Below are 13,865 nucleotides of genomic sequence, written 5' to 3'. Positions count from 1 at the left end.
ATTAGTAACCCTTAAGCATATAAAGTTCAAATACACAGTAAGAGTCGAGTAAAATCTACTAATATTAGCGCTAGACCTAAAAATTTAGGTAAAAAGACTAGAAAACACATTTTTAGTCCCAACTTAGCTTCTATAGATGACTCAAAATCAGGAGTGACAATGGAATTCAACGTAAAAAGTGGTAGCCCAGAAAAACAACGCAGTGCATGTATTGTTGTTGGTGTATACGAACCACGCAGGTTATCCCCCATTGGTGAACAACTTGATAAAATCAGCGATGGTTATATCTCAAATTTATTACGCCGTGGCGACTTAGAAGGTAAGCCAGGTCAAGTATTACTATTACACCATGTACCTAATATTTTAAGCGAACGTATTTTACTCGTTGGCTGCGGTAAAGAACGCGAACTAGACGATAAACAATATAAACAAATTATTTCTAAAACCATCAATACCTTAAACGAAACAGGCTCGATGGAAGCGGTATGCTTTTTAACTGAGCAACATGTTAAAGGCCGTGATACCTATTGGAAAGTACGTCAAGCGGTGGAAACAACCCAAGACTGTTTATACACTTTTAATCAGCTAAAAAGTAAGAAAGTAGACCCACGTCGCCCACTGCGTAAAATGGTATTTAACGTCCCTACTCGCCGTGAACTGACTATAGGCGAAAGTGCCATTGAGCATGGCTTAGCGATTGCAGCAGGCAGTAAGCTGTGTAAAGACGTTGCCAATATGCCGCCTAATATTTGTAACCCAGCATACCTTGGCGAGCAAGCCAAAGAACTTGAGACTAATTTTGACAACATCACTGTTGAGCTGATTGGCGAAGATAAAATGGCAGAACTAGGTATGAACTCATACCTAGCAGTTGGTCGTGGTAGTGATAACGAATCGGTTATGTCTATAATTAATTACAAAGGCGCAGGCGATGACCAAGCGCCTATCGTGTTAGTTGGTAAAGGCTTAACCTTTGACTCAGGCGGTATTTCATTAAAACCAGGCGAAGGCATGGATGAAATGAAATACGACATGGGGGGCGCAGCTGGTGTTATTGGTGCTATGCGCTCGCTTGCACAAATGCAGCTACCTATAAATGTAATTGGCGTTTTAGCCGGTTGTGAAAACATGCCAAGCTCAAACGCCTATCGCCCAGGTGATATTTTAACCACCATGTCAGGGCAAACGGTTGAAGTACTTAACACTGATGCCGAAGGCCGTTTAGTGTTATGTGACGCGCTGACCTATGTAGAGCGTTTTGAACCTGAAACCGTGATTGATGTTGCAACATTAACCGGTGCGTGTATTGTTGCCTTAGGTGCGCATGCTACGGGTTTATTAGCAAACCATAATCCACTGGCGCATGATTTATTAAAAGCGTCTGAGCAAAGCGGCGACCGTGCATGGCAACTGCCGTTATGGGATGATTATCAAGATCAACTTGAAAGCCCATTTGCCGACTTTACTAACTTAGGTGGCCGTGCTGCAGGTACTATTACCGCGGCCTGCTTCTTATCTAAATTTACTAAAAAGTATAACTGGGCTCATTTAGATATTGCCGGCACAGCATGGCGAAGTGGTGCTAAAAAAGGTGCCACGGGTCGCCCTGTTCCTATGCTAACGCAATATTTATTAAACCGAGCTGGCATTAGCGAAGCAACACAAGACTAACAAACCTGTAAAAGGCTTTACAGCCCAATGTAGAGTATAAAATAAGGCGCTTTTAAAGCGCCTTATTTATTGGGTATTAATTGAAGCAAACACCGTTATATGGCAAAATCCCCTTCTTAATTTGTGTGTATTTAATAACAGCACAATCAATGTCATGGGAAATCCCGATACAATGAACATGAATGCCCAGTTTTTCATTTTAAAGCAACAAGATGAGTCATTAGCTAAAGCCGATGATCACTTTGCTTTAGCAGCTCAAATAGCTGGGCAACAGTATCGGCTTGGTCAACGCGTATTTATTTTTGTAGACAGCGAAGCAACCGCCAACAGCATTGACGAAACGATTTGGACATTTGATGCCGACAGTTTTGTGCCCCACAATTTACAAGGTGAAGGCCCAAAAGGCGGCGCACCTGTAGAAATTGGCACAACACCACCTGTTGGGAATCGTAAAGTATTAATTAACTTGGCCAATCACTTACCGGATTTTATTCGTCGGTTTAACCAAGTTTTTGATTTTGTACCCGTAGAGCCCGTAGCCAAACAAGCCGCTCGTGAGCGCTTTAAAAAACTACGCCAACTCGGTGCCAATATCACCACGCAAGATATTAATCGCTAACGCTCACTGCGTACAAAGCTAACTAACTCATTTAAGTACTTATTTAAGGTTCTGTGTAATGGATAAAACCTACAATCCGCAAGATATTGAACAGTCTCTCTATCAAGACTGGGAACAAAAAGGCTACTTTAAGCCATCTGGCCAAGGCACCCCATATTCAATTATGATCCCGCCGCCAAATGTCACGGGTAGCTTACACATGGGCCACGCTTTCCAAGATACCATCATGGATACGCTGACACGTTTTAAACGTATGCAAGGTAACAATACATTATGGCAAGTAGGTACTGACCACGCAGGTATTGCCACGCAAATGTTGGTTGAGCGTAAACTACATGCTGAAGAAGGTAAAACACGCCACGATTTAGGCCGCGAAGATTTTATTAATAAAATCTGGGAATGGAAAAACGAATCTGGCGGCACAATTACCAAGCAGCTTCGTCGCCTTGGCGCATCAGTTGATTGGGACCGTGAACGTTTTACTATGGACGATGGCCTATCAGAAGCTGTTAAAGAAGTATTTGTTCGCCTTCATAAAGAAAACCTAATTTACCGTGGTAAACGCCTAGTAAACTGGGATCCAAAATTACACACTGCGATTTCTGATCTTGAAGTTGAAAACAAAGACAAACAAGGCCACATGTGGAACTTACGTTATCCACTTGCTGATGGCGTAAAAACACAAGACGGTAAAGACTACATTGTTGTAGCGACTACGCGCCCAGAAACCATGTTAGGTGACTCAGGTGTGGCAGTAAACCCCGATGACGAGCGCTACCAAGACCTAATCGGTAAAGAGATTTTACTACCAATCGTTAATCGTCGTATTAAAATTGTTGCCGATGAACATGCCGATAAAGACAAAGGGACGGGTTGTGTAAAAATAACCCCTGCGCACGACTTTAACGATAACGAAGTAGCCAAGCGCCACCAGATGCCGATGATTAATATCTTCGATAAAGACGCGGCTATTTTAACTCAAGGTGAAACATACACCTTTGACGGCAAAGAACTTGAATTTGACGCGCCTATTCCTGAGCGCTTACATGGCCTTGACCGTTTTGACGCACGTAAAGCGATTGTTGCTGAATTTGAAGAGCTAGGCCTACTTGAAAAAATTGAAGACCATGGCCTAACTGTTCCTTACGGAGATCGCTCTGGTGTGGTAATTGAACCACTACTTACTGACCAATGGTATGTACGTGTTGCACCACTTGCTGAACCTGCAAAAGACGCAGTTAAAAACGGCGACATTCAGTTTGTACCTAAGCAATACGAAAACATGTACTTTTCGTGGATGAATGACGTACAAGATTGGTGTATTTCACGCCAGCTTTGGTGGGGTCACCGTATTCCAGCTTGGTACGACAGCGAAGGCAACGTATACGTTGGTCGTGATGAAGCTGAAGTACGTCGCGATAATAATATTGCAGATAGCGTAACACTAAGCCAAGACGAAGACGTTCTTGATACCTGGTTCTCATCAGCACTGTGGACGTTCTCAACCCAAGGTTGGCCAGAAAATACCGATGATTTAAAAACCTTTCACCCATCTGACGTGTTGGTAACTGGTTTTGATATCATTTTCTTCTGGGTTGCACGTATGATCATGATGACGCTGCACTTTATAAAAGATGAAAACGGCAAACCACAAGTTCCTTTTAAAACCGTGTATGTAACTGGCTTAATACGTGACGATAACGGCGATAAAATGTCGAAGTCTAAAGGTAACGTACTTGATCCACTTGATATGATTGACGGCATTGGCCTTGAAGACTTAGTACAAAAGCGTACTGGTAACATGATGCAGCCAAAACTTGCCGCTAAAATTGAAAAAGATACCCGCAAAGTATTTGCAAACGGTATTGAAGCACACGGTACTGACGCACTGCGCTTTACCTTAGCAGCGATGGCTTCAACTGGTCGTGATATTAACTGGGATATGAACCGCCTTGAAGGTTACCGTAACTTCTGTAACAAATTATGGAACGCAAGCCGTTACGTATTAATGAACACAGAAGAGCAAGACTGTGGCTTTAACGATAGCGAAAAACAGTACTCGTTAGCTGATCGCTGGATTTTAGGTCAATACGAAGCCACGGTTAAAACCTACACCGAGCACCTTGATAACTACCGTTTTGATTTAGCAGCGAATACATTATATGAATTCACTTGGAACCAGTTCTGTGATTGGTACTTAGAACTAACTAAGCCGGTACTATTTAAAGGCAATGAAGCGCAGCAACGCGGTACACGCCATACACTTATTACGGTACTTGAAAGCTTACTGCGTTTAATGCACCCAATGATGCCTTACATCACTGAAACAATTTGGCAGCGTGTAGCACCTCTTGCAGGGCTTGAAACAGCGGGTACCAGTATTATGGTACAAGGGTTCCCTGTTTATAACGCAGCAAGTGTTGATGCTAAAGCGATGGATGACTTAGAGTGGGTTAAGCAATTCATTTTAGCGATTCGTAATATTCGTGGTGAAATGGATATCAGCCCAAGCAAGCCGTTATCAGTGTTACTAGCCAATGCATCGAGCGACGATGTGCGCCGTATTAACGAAAATGAATCGTTTTTAGCGTCACTCGCTAAGCTTGAAGCATTTACTCTGCTTGAAAACAAAGACGATGCCCCTGCGTGTGCAACCTCTTATGTTGGCAACCTTGAAATTATGATCCCAATGGCGGGCTTAATTGACGTTGAAGCCGAACTTGCACGTATTAACAAGCAACTTGAAAAAGCAGAGAAAGGCCTAGCGCAAGTGCAAAACAAACTCGCTAACGAAAAGTTTGTTAACAACGCACCTGAAGCGGTACTTGCTAAAGAAAACGCTAAGCTAGCTGAATTTACCGATGCTAAAACTAAGCTACTAGAGCAAAAAGTTAAAATAGAAAGCTTATAATTAAACCAGTACGAATGGCTTACGCCATTCGTAACCAGTTAATTTATAAGTATAAAAAAGCCGCTTACTTCATTTGAAGTAAGCGGCTTTTTTGTGTCTAGGCTCTAGGCTCTAGGCTCTAGGCTCTAGGCTCTAGGCAGAATTAGAATGTGTAGTTGTACTGTGCGCCTAACAATACTGCATGACCTTTTGATTCAAAAGACCATTGCTGCGGTAGTGTTTCGCTTTCTACTTTTTCAGTAAAGTTTTGTGTCTTACCACGTAATACACTCACACCTAAATCAACGTTTGAGTTTTGATCAATCGCATAGTTACCACCAAACGAGAACCAAAAACGGTCTGTATCAGGGATAGAAATTGATAAATGCTGTTGTGATACTGGTGATTCATCAAACGCAAAACCAGCACGAAGCATTAAGTTTTCGCTGTACTGGTAATCAGTACCAATTGAGTAGCGCATTGCATCAGAGAAATCTTCTGTTTTTTCAAACGCGCTGAACTTGTCACCTGTAGGCGCTGTTACTTGTGCTTCTAATGAATCAAAGCTGCTCCAACCTGTCCATAATACGCTGTAGTGAACGCCTAGCTTTTCATCTAACTGGTGAGAACCAGAGAACTCAGCAATTGCTGGCAATGTGATTTCAACAGAGCCTGGTAAAACTTGATTTTGAAGTGGTGATACTGGAAGCTGTGTAAAGTACTCGCCTTCAAAAGTAATGTCTGTTTCTGTGCGGTAATTAAAACCAAAGCGGCTATTTTCATCTAGCTGATACATTAGGCCAACGTTTAAGCCGTAACCCATATCATCACCTTCAAGGTTAACCGCATCAGCACTTGCAGGAATAGATGCAATAACAGGGTTTACAGGAGGTACGAAACCAAACTTACGGATAATCTTCGCTTCTGCGTAAATTGCATTTAAACCAATACCAAAGCTAAACTGCTCTGATACTTTATATGCAACACTTGCGTTCATGTTTACAGTAACAATTTCAGTTTCACCGGCAATTTGGCCAGCTGCATAATCATCGTTAAACTCAGTCGCTAGGCCAAAGTTAGAAAAAGCACCAAAACCAACCGATACTTTATCGTTTACTGGCATAGTGAAATAGCCCGCAGGAATAATCGCGCTTGGTGCGATGCTGTCATCATTTAATACGCTGTTATCTAAACCGTAGGCATTACCTGTGCCTGTTAGGCTCACATCTGGGATTACAGCCATAGCTGCAACGCTAAGTTGCTTCTCTTTAAACAACGTCATTAATGCTGGGTTACGAGAAACCACAGACGCATCGTCTGCTACAGACGCTTCACCTGCGTATGCGCGGCCTAAACCAGATACGTTTTGTTCAGCAAGCTGAAAAGCCGCTGCAAAGGTATCAGCTGAAACAAATGCCAGCGATGCCGCAATAAGAGTTTTAGTAAATTTCATTGTTGTGTCCTTAGCCAAACTCACTGTTTGGATAGCTATGTGTGTTGTTATTAGGATTTCAAACCCGCGTACACTACCTTAATTTTTTATAAAAAACTCTACTAAAACGTTAAAAAAGGCTAAAAAACACGTTTTTTAACGACATTTTAACAACTATTTAAAACTCATCGGAGCAGAAGTGTGCTATTAGAGTATATACTCTAATAACATTGATTCTCATTTGCATTGACTTGGATTACGTTGCAATTTACACTACCAATGGAATCACCAAGGGAGAAAATAGTGATCATTTTACTTATTATTGCAGGGCTTATTTTTTGTGGTTTAAGTGTTTATTTCTTTTATAAAGCAAATTATTGCGCGTGTACGCAAGCTGGTAAATGTGACAATCCTGTCAATCACTATTGGTTAGCGGCCATTAGCATGGCGGTTATTGCTTTGGTTTTTTGCTGCTTAGCACTGCATGTAGAATTAGGCACGTTACTGTGGATAACGCTAATGGGAAGTTGCTTTTTAGGTGGATATATTTCTGCTAAAACAAACAGAAAAAGACGATGCAAAAAAACTAAAGCAGTAAATGCTCTTTTAAAAGTCGAGGCAAATTAATTTTATAATCAGCGGGTTTGACACTTGCTTGTATTTTTATTTCATTATTGTTTAAGCTCAAATCAATATCTTTTGCGGTAACATGATGGTTATGTTTTGCGTTATAAAAAAGCTTCACTTTAGGTTTGATTGGGTTTGAATGATTCCCCTCTAGTACCAAGGCCAACCGTTCATTGGTTAACTTAACAATAGTACCCACCGGGTGAACACCTAAGCACTTTATAAATAGCTGTACTAACTCTGCGTCAAATAGCTGTTTATTAGCCAACAAATAACGTAGCGCATTTATAGGCTCATCCCCTTCTTGATGCGGCCTGTCTGCGGTGAGTGCATCGTATACGTCAACAATCGCCAAAATTCGAGCAGGACGACTTATTTTGCTTTCATCAACTCCTCGAGGATAACCAGAACCATCAAGACGCTCATGATGGTTTACAATCATATCTAACATTAAAGTGGTAATACCTTTTGCACCTTTTAATAACCCTAAGCTTTGTGCAACATGCTTTTTTATTGCCGTCATCTCGTTACCTGTAACTTTGCCAGGTTTAGAGAATATACCTTGGGGTAATTTGGCTTGCCCTAGGTCATGCATTAGTGCACCCATTGCAAGCTCCTGCACGGCTTCGCGTTTATACCCTAAGTATTTAGCGAATACCGCTGTAAAAATGGTGCAGTTGATCATATGACGCCAGTTATAGCTATGCTTATCTTTAATGCGAGTTAAAATGGTCATAGCATGTTCATTGCGAAATACTGAGCTGACTATTTCATTACTTATCTCATTAAGTGCATCAGTATTCAGTGACAAGCCTGAGGTTAAATCACCAAAAATATTCTGTAGTTTTCTGTTGTGGGCATCATAACTAACGCTGGCTTTGGCAAACTCTTGTTGCAAGCTGACAACTCGTTTTTTACTGGCGGGCTTGTCTTGATTTGTAGCAGCGGCTTGTGGTTTTTCTTTTACTTTATATTTAGCCGGTACAGCCACATCACTTTTTGTAAAATCAATAAGAAGCTCTAGCACTCCTTCAGTAATTAAACGCTGAATTATAGATTTATCACGAACCAAACCGCTGGTTTTAATTTTTATACCATCCACACTCTCCTGCTGCTTGGTCACGCTATTTACGTACATGCCGGGGATAAGTTCTGATATAGGTAAGGTAACTAGCATAAATGTGAGGGTTTCTATAATTAAGGAATATTTACTCTAAATAGCATTATTTAGCTATAAAAGTCTAGTTTTTGAGTTTAGGGTAATAATAAATTATTAACACTAAAAATCTTTACAATTATTGATAATAAACCATAAGTGCGGCACTGAGTATACGCCTAACGGTGTAAATTAGATTGCTACAAACATTATTTAACGGGGAATAAAATAGTGAGCTAAGCTAAATAGCTATTATCGTTTCAAGGGGGGAAGTAAAACGCAAATGGCGCTCTCGGTAGGGATCGAACCTACAACTCAGCCTCCGGAGGGCCACGTGATATCCATTTCACCACGAGAGCACATTTGTTGCCGCCACATCAACTCGCGATATCAATGCTTTAGCATGCGCAATAATAAAGGCATCTTTGTATAAATACCAGCATGATTCGTTTACATGTCTATAATTTAAACTATTCACTTAACAAAAGGTAAAAAAAGCGCTATTTATTTATATTCTATAAAAAAACAGTAACGCTTTAGACACATATTATCTATTATTGTCACTGAACGGAAAGATTAAACACGAGGAAGTAATTATGAAGTTAATGTCAACAGAACAAGTTGCTGAGTTTTTAGGCGTAAAAGCAGAGCGTGTTAAACGTCTTGCTCGAGAAAGCTTATTAATCGCTAAATCTGAAGATGATAATGGCGAAATGCAATTTGACGCTGATGAAGTAGCAAAATATAAAGAGCTAGCAGAACGCTTTGGTGGGCTTTAACTACCCACTGATGCTATAAGCTCATCCAATTGCGCGCGCAGTACAACAACCTTATTGTTGATGGCGCGTTGCTCATACCAACCAATGCATAACAGTAAATAAACTATCTGGTAACACTCAAGTTTGTGCATAGATAAATAAAATTGCTCTGATGGCGTATATGCTTGATAACTTTTAAGCAAAGCATGCTTAGTTGCACTATCTAAGTTAAAACTAACGGCTAACGCAGCAAGATCAAAGTAAACATCATTTTTTTGAGCGTATTCAAAGTCGATTAAATACACGCCCTGCGGATTAACGACTATATTTTCTTTCACTAAGTCATTATGGCAAAAGCCGTGTTCTATAGGCATATTGGCAATGCTTTTTAGTACTTTATCTATGTGCTTATCAAACTCTTTAAACACCAATAAATGCCGATAGGCTTGCAATTCAAGTGCGATATTCATCGTTTGAGTATCTGTCGTATGTGCATGTACTTTAACCAGTTTAGCAAGTAGCGGCATAGCTAAATAAGACTCTGCAACCTCTCCCTCTATATAATTAAAAGCCGCACGTTTATTTTGTTTATCAAGCCAGATAGGTGCAGGGCAAACTTGCTGTTTGCTGAGTTCACACTGAGCTTGAAGCGCGACTTCTGGCCAATATGATTGATAACACTTTAATAAGTAAGATTGAGTGTCAGTACGTATTAAAAAGTTATCGTTACTTAAACCATTAACCAAGTACTCTGTTGAGGTTATTATGCTAGGTGCTAAAAACGCACTACAAATATTAACTAACTGAGAATGCGGGTTCATAAATTAGAGTTGCGCCATTGGTTTTGCTTGGCTTTGCTCATATTCTTCGTACCACGTTTTAAACCCCCACGCCGCCATAATGGTATAGAATATAAAAAGCACGAGTGTTGGGTAATAACCCTTTTCGTAATACAAATACATTGATGCGGCATCAATCACTATCCAATATAGCCAATTCTCGAGTACTTTTTTAGCCACGAGATAAGTAGTGACTACTGCAAAGCAGGTGGTAAAACTGTCTAGGTAGGCAAAATCTGCATGGGTGTAATTTTGCATCACGTAACCAATCGCTAATGACGCTAGGGTGGTTGATACTATTAAAATGATATGTCGGTTCACAGGCCACGATGTAATCAACCGTTGCGCTTGATTAGCTTTACCTTTTCGCCACACAACCCAACCAAACACGGCCATGTACATATAATAAAAGTTCAGTAATGACTCCATTAGCAACGCGCCATTCCAATACATAATGGTATAAATAAGCGTACTAAAAAATGCCGCTGGCCAGCACCATAAATTCTCTTTTATGGCTAATAATAAATACGCCATTGATAAAGCCACCGCAATATACTCCCAATGAGACATGGCAGTGAAACCACTAAGTATTTGCGTTATAAAATCCATCATTATAAAACGACCGTATTTGTTAGGAGGTTATTCGGGAGATAAATCGCCCGAGATAAATTTACACACAAAGATAGCTTTACCAAATTGCTCGTATGAATGTTTAATCTCTGTACTGATCACTTGCATTACTAAGTCATAATCACCAAATATTTGAGTCGACATGGTATTCGTGATCACTTTGAGCTCTTCATAGGCATTTACTCTGTCGATAAAGCCTTTAATAAAGGGAATATAATCTTGGTGAAGCGGGTATTTACTGATCTCTACTGATAATTTCATTTCAAACTCAACTTTTTAATTATTTGATTTCAACTAATCATTCAACGCAACTTAAATACAGTGTAAAATTACACTAACACTCAATTTAACTGAGCTTATTATGGCACGCAGAATTACCTATACTTTTAAAAATCAACCGCGCGAGATTAACTTCGCAAAAGATAAATACCACGATATGTATCAGGCTATTGCGGCTGCTGAGGGTATTGATTTAACTAACTACTTAAACATGGTACGCCAAATTGAAATGACCTCTAAAGGGTCATCAGCTGTGCGTAACTTTCGTGACCAAGAATTTGCGCGTATGGGCTTTAGCGATATTTACTTTATAAAAGAGTAGCCATACTCATTAAGCTAACATCACGTTCATGTCAGCAATGTAAACTTACCGCATATCTTTAATAATAAATATTATCGCTGGTACTCATAACTTACGCGCGGTGTAATATTACACAATAACTCGTAAGAAATGGTATCAGCACATTGTGCAATCTCTTCTACTGGTAACTCGGGTCCCCACATAATCACCTCATCACCCACTTCGACGTTGTGCACGTTATTACCTATATCAAGGGTGATCATGTCCATGGCTACACTACCCACAATACCGTAACGATGACCATTTATAATCACAGGTGTGCCTTCTTTCGCATGACGCGGATAACCATCACCATAGCCCAGTGCAACCACAGCCAACATCGTAGGTTTATCACTTTGCCAGCGACCGCCATAGCCTACTTGCTCATGTGCCCCCACATTACGCACTGCTATCACCTTAGTAGTTAAGCGCATCACTGGCTTTAATTGATGATCTTTACCTGTGTGATTGGCCATAGGCGATACACCGTAAAGCATTAGCCCAGGTCGAACCCAATCACCATGACCACTCGGCCACGCTATAATTCCTGCTGAGTTCGATAAACAATGGGCTTGCTCAACCTCTTGGGTTAAATTATCAAACAAAGCAATTTGCTGCACTGTTTTAGTATTTTTTACATCATCGGCACAGGCAAAATGGGTCATTAAATTTATTTTGTTTTGTGCATTTGGGCTGGCTTGTAGGCGCTGATAAAACATATCAAACTGCTCAGGCGCAATACCTAAACGATGCATGCCGGTATTTATTTTTAACCAGCAATTTAAGGGCGCATCTAGCTGCGCACTTTCCAACATTTTTAGCTGTATTTCGTCATGAATAATAGTTTGAAAATTATTCGCCAGTAGAATAGGTAAGTCTTCTTGATGAAAAAAACCTTCTAGCAACACAATCGGTTTTGTAAGGCCACCGGCACGCAGTGCTAACGCTTCATCTATACGCGCAACCGCAAATGCATCTGCTTCATTTAAGTGCTGCGCAATAGTGACTAAACCATGCCCATAAGCATTCGCTTTAAGCACGGCCATGACTTTACTATTGGGCGCAAAGCGTTTTACTTGCGCTAAGTTATGTTCAAGCGCGGTTAAATTAATTTCAGCAGTGGCTAAGCGCATTAGTAATCATCATCTACAGCAGGCCCCGCATAATTATCAAAGCGAGAAAATTGACCTTGGAAAGTTAGGCGCACTTTACCAATCGGACCGTTACGCTGTTTACCGATAATAATTTCGGCAATGCCTTTTTCAGTACTGTCTTCGTTGTATACTTCATCACGATAAATAAACATGATCAAATCGGCATCTTGCTCAATAGAGCCTGACTCACGTAAATCTGAGTTAATTGGACGTTTATCAGCACGTTGCTCTAGAGTACGGTTAAGCTGCGATAGAGCAACAACCGGACACTGCAACTCTTTCGCTAGTGCTTTGAGTGAGCGGGAAATCTCGGCAATTTCTAAAGTACGATTATCAGACAGACTAGGTACACGCATTAATTGCAGGTAATCGACCATGATCATACTAATACCACCATGATCGCGTGCTATACGACGCGCACGTGAGCGAACATCGGTAGGTGTCAAGCCTGAGGCATCATCAACGTACATTTTGCCTTTCTCCATGAGTAACCCCATGGTTGATGAAAGGCGCGCCCAGTCATCGTCATCTAGCTGACCAGTACGTACTTTGGTTTGGTTAATTCGGCCAAGGGACGCCAGCATCCTCATCATAATTTGTTCTGAGGGCATTTCTAATGAGTAAATAAGCACCGGCTTGTCTTGAGTCATTGCGGCATGTTCAGCAAGGTTCATCGCAAAGGTGGTTTTACCCATTGATGGACGCGCTGCCACAATAATTAAATCAGATGGCTGCAAGCCTGTGGTCATTTTATCAAGATCAGCATAACCTGTACTCACACCGGTCACACCATCTTGTGGTGATTGGTAAAGCTCTTCTATTTTATCAACGGTTTTTTCAAGTATATTGTGAATGCTTTGCGGACCATCGCTGCTTTTTGTACGCTGCTCAGCAATTTTAAATACTTTACTTTCAGCAAAATCCAGTAAGTCGTGACTAGTTCGCCCTTCTGGGTTAAAACCTGCTTCGGCTATTTCGTTAGCAACGCCAATCATTTCACGTACTACGGCGCGCTCGCGCACGATACTCGCGTAAGCGTCAATATTAGCAGCACTTGGGGTGTTTTTTGCTATTTCGGCTAAATATGCAAATCCACCAATACCTGACAACTGATTATTTTTTTCTAAACTTTCAGAAATAGTGATTAAATCAATTGGATCGCCAATTTCAGCAAGAGCTGTCATCGCCTCAAAAATAAGCTTATGGGTACGGGTATAAAAATCCTGTGACACAACAAGTTCAGCTACGCGATCAAATGCTTGGTTATCAAGCATTAAACCACCTAAAACAGATTGTTCAGCTTCTATTGAATGGGGAGGAACTTTAAGAGTGTCGACTTGCTTATCTGGTTTGGCCATAACTTCACAGTACTAAAATTGAATAGCCCTATTCTATCGACTTGGCGGGGCTGTGCAAATAGCAAAGCAGGAAATCTTTTCCTGCTTTTTGTTACTTGAAATAAAATGGGTG

At 40.8% G+C, this 13,865-nt stretch carries 13 protein-coding genes and 1 tRNA gene; 6 read left to right on the top strand and 8 right to left on the bottom strand.

What is annotated here, in order from left to right; translation table 11 throughout:
• Positions 1-159 precede the first annotated feature (159 nt).
• The 3 genes from pepA (at position 160) to BW139_RS08085 (ending at position 5,201) form a co-directional block, all read left to right on the top strand.
• Positions 160-1,671, top strand: a complete 1,512-nt coding sequence (gene pepA / locus BW139_RS08095) for a leucyl aminopeptidase (RefSeq protein WP_008112485.1) — start codon at positions 160-162, stop codon at positions 1,669-1,671.
• Between the two features lie 172 nt (positions 1,672-1,843).
• Positions 1,844-2,290 (top strand): DNA polymerase III subunit chi, encoded by a 447-nt coding sequence (locus BW139_RS08090; protein ID WP_008112488.1) that lies wholly within the window; start codon positions 1,844-1,846, stop codon positions 2,288-2,290.
• 58 nt (positions 2,291-2,348) lie between these two features.
• Positions 2,349-5,201, top strand: coding sequence for a valine--tRNA ligase (locus BW139_RS08085; protein ID WP_076919313.1), 2,853 nt, complete (start codon positions 2,349-2,351; stop codon positions 5,199-5,201).
• Positions 5,202-5,343: 142 nt separating this feature from the next.
• On the opposite strand, the gene BW139_RS08080 is transcribed toward BW139_RS08085, so the two are convergent.
• Entirely contained in the window at positions 5,344-6,633 is a 1,290-nt protein-coding gene (locus BW139_RS08080; protein ID WP_076919312.1) for an outer membrane protein transport protein, read from the bottom strand.
• A gap of 282 nt (positions 6,634-6,915) precedes the next feature.
• Here BW139_RS08080 and BW139_RS18560 point away from each other — a divergent pair, with 282 nt between their 5' ends.
• On the top strand, positions 6,916-7,239 hold the full coding sequence (locus BW139_RS18560) for a hypothetical protein (RefSeq protein ID WP_008110373.1): 324 nt from the start codon (positions 6,916-6,918) through the stop codon (positions 7,237-7,239).
• Here BW139_RS18560 and BW139_RS08070 read toward each other — a convergent pair.
• Positions 7,199-8,416 (bottom strand): HD-GYP domain-containing protein, encoded by a 1,218-nt coding sequence (locus tag BW139_RS08070; RefSeq protein ID WP_036984879.1) that lies wholly within the window; start codon positions 8,414-8,416, stop codon positions 7,199-7,201. The two genes, BW139_RS18560 and BW139_RS08070, sit on opposite strands and share 41 nt — an antisense overlap.
• A gap of 263 nt (positions 8,417-8,679) precedes the next feature.
• A tRNA-Arg gene (locus tag BW139_RS08065) sits at positions 8,680-8,754 on the bottom strand.
• A gap of 237 nt (positions 8,755-8,991) precedes the next feature.
• Between BW139_RS08065 and BW139_RS08060 the strand changes: the two genes are divergently transcribed.
• On the top strand, positions 8,992-9,174 hold the full coding sequence (locus tag BW139_RS08060; protein ID WP_008110377.1) for a hypothetical protein: 183 nt from the start codon (positions 8,992-8,994) through the stop codon (positions 9,172-9,174).
• Here BW139_RS08060 and BW139_RS08055 read toward each other — a convergent pair.
• Genes BW139_RS08055 through BW139_RS08045 form a run of 3 tightly spaced genes read right to left on the bottom strand, consistent with a single transcriptional unit; the run spans position 9,171 to position 10,883 of the window.
• On the bottom strand, positions 9,171-9,974 hold the full coding sequence (locus BW139_RS08055; protein WP_008466136.1) for a phosphotransferase family protein: 804 nt from the start codon (positions 9,972-9,974) through the stop codon (positions 9,171-9,173). The genes BW139_RS08060 and BW139_RS08055 overlap by 4 nt on opposite strands.
• Positions 9,975-9,977: 3 nt before the next feature.
• Entirely contained in the window at positions 9,978-10,601 is a 624-nt protein-coding gene (pnuC, locus tag BW139_RS08050) for a nicotinamide riboside transporter PnuC (RefSeq protein WP_076919352.1), read from the bottom strand.
• A 30-nt stretch (positions 10,602-10,631) separates the two neighbouring features.
• Positions 10,632-10,883, bottom strand: coding sequence for a hypothetical protein (locus BW139_RS08045; RefSeq protein WP_008110382.1), 252 nt, complete (start codon positions 10,881-10,883; stop codon positions 10,632-10,634).
• Positions 10,884-10,983: 100 nt separating this feature from the next.
• Here BW139_RS08045 and BW139_RS08040 point away from each other — a divergent pair, with 100 nt between their 5' ends.
• Entirely contained in the window at positions 10,984-11,223 is a 240-nt protein-coding gene (locus BW139_RS08040; RefSeq protein WP_004588463.1) for a DUF2960 domain-containing protein, read from the top strand.
• A gap of 71 nt (positions 11,224-11,294) precedes the next feature.
• Here the strand turns inward: BW139_RS08040 and alr are convergent, their stop codons facing one another.
• Both alr and dnaB read right to left on the bottom strand, forming a co-directional pair.
• Positions 11,295-12,374, bottom strand: a complete 1,080-nt coding sequence (gene alr, locus BW139_RS08035; RefSeq protein WP_008110385.1) for an alanine racemase — start codon at positions 12,372-12,374, stop codon at positions 11,295-11,297.
• Entirely contained in the window at positions 12,374-13,753 is a 1,380-nt protein-coding gene (gene dnaB / locus BW139_RS08030; RefSeq protein WP_008466131.1) for a replicative DNA helicase, read from the bottom strand. Before dnaB ends, alr begins: the two co-directional genes overlap by 1 nt.
• Positions 13,754-13,865 lie beyond the last annotated feature (112 nt).

The organism is Pseudoalteromonas sp. SK18 (genome assembly GCF_001974855.1).
Lineage (GTDB): Bacteria > Pseudomonadota > Gammaproteobacteria > Enterobacterales > Alteromonadaceae > Pseudoalteromonas.
Note: the sequence above shows the minus strand (reverse complement) of the source record. Positions and strands in the feature narration are given on the sequence as shown.

What these genes read in the sequence shown, in the direction of transcription:
- pepA (WP_008112485.1), top strand. Translation starts at nt 160, where the DNA reads ATGGAATTCAACGTAAAAAGTGGTAGCCCAGAAAAACAACGCAGTGCA.
- BW139_RS08090 (WP_008112488.1), top strand. Translation starts at nt 1,844, where the DNA reads ATGAACATGAATGCCCAGTTTTTCATTTTAAAGCAACAAGATGAGTCA.
- BW139_RS08085 (WP_076919313.1), top strand. Translation starts at nt 2,349, where the DNA reads ATGGATAAAACCTACAATCCGCAAGATATTGAACAGTCTCTCTATCAA.
- BW139_RS08080 (WP_076919312.1), bottom strand. Translation starts at nt 6,633, where the DNA reads ATGAAATTTACTAAAACTCTTATTGCGGCATCGCTGGCATTTGTTTCA.
- BW139_RS08070 (WP_036984879.1), bottom strand. Translation starts at nt 8,416, where the DNA reads ATGCTAGTTACCTTACCTATATCAGAACTTATCCCCGGCATGTACGTA.
- BW139_RS08060 (WP_008110377.1), top strand. Translation starts at nt 8,992, where the DNA reads ATGAAGTTAATGTCAACAGAACAAGTTGCTGAGTTTTTAGGCGTAAAA.
- BW139_RS08055 (WP_008466136.1), bottom strand. Translation starts at nt 9,974, where the DNA reads ATGAACCCGCATTCTCAGTTAGTTAATATTTGTAGTGCGTTTTTAGCA.
- pnuC (WP_076919352.1), bottom strand. Translation starts at nt 10,601, where the DNA reads ATGGATTTTATAACGCAAATACTTAGTGGTTTCACTGCCATGTCTCAT.
- BW139_RS08045 (WP_008110382.1), bottom strand. Translation starts at nt 10,883, where the DNA reads ATGAAATTATCAGTAGAGATCAGTAAATACCCGCTTCACCAAGATTAT.
- BW139_RS08040 (WP_004588463.1), top strand. Translation starts at nt 10,984, where the DNA reads ATGGCACGCAGAATTACCTATACTTTTAAAAATCAACCGCGCGAGATT.
- alr (WP_008110385.1), bottom strand. Translation starts at nt 12,374, where the DNA reads ATGCGCTTAGCCACTGCTGAAATTAATTTAACCGCGCTTGAACATAAC.
- dnaB (WP_008466131.1), bottom strand. Translation starts at nt 13,753, where the DNA reads ATGGCCAAACCAGATAAGCAAGTCGACACTCTTAAAGTTCCTCCCCAT.